Genomic DNA, 527 nt, shown 5'->3' with positions numbered 1-527 from the left:
GCAAAATAGGGCAGGCCAACTGAATGGGCCAAGATCGAAAATTTGTTCGAATGGTGTATGCATCTCGACCTCCAAAGCAGCGGAGTATGCATAGACTTATCCTGCAAAGCGAACAAAAAGGATCGTTCGTGTCGACAAATTTACATTGAACATCTGCTTCTGGTTTGGAGCGCGACGATGAGCCAAATGGAGAGCAAAAACGATCAAATTGGCGATGATCTTATTTTATCGTTTTGATGGAATGACTGTTATTAAACAACAGGCATAAAAAAGGCCAGTATGAGACTGGCCTTGGGGACTATTGCACTTGCCGTTTAACGGTAAACGCGAGGGTTAGTTGCACCCCAGATAGTGTAGTGCTCAGGCAGAATACGACCGCTTTTCTCTTCGGTTTCTTCTGCTGTGATTTCTTCAAAGCCTTGGCGGCCAAATACAACTACTTCGTCGTTTGCCTGAACACCAATGATGTCAGTGACATCAACCATAGTAGTGTTCATTGACGCTTTACCCATTACTCGAGCACGCTG

Annotated in this window: 1 protein-coding gene; it reads right to left on the bottom strand. The window is 45.0% G+C overall.

The genetic code is table 11. The features are described 5' to 3' along the window. Positions 1 to 314 precede the first annotated feature (314 nt). Positions 315 to 527 (bottom strand): alanine racemase C-terminal domain-containing protein (locus R7Z50_RS30900; protein ID WP_318150200.1); only part of this gene is annotated, 213 nt, incomplete at its 5' end.

The sequence above is a fragment of the Vibrio sp. 1249-1 genome (assembly GCF_033340495.1).
Note: the sequence above shows the minus strand (reverse complement) of the source record. Positions and strands in the feature narration are given on the sequence as shown.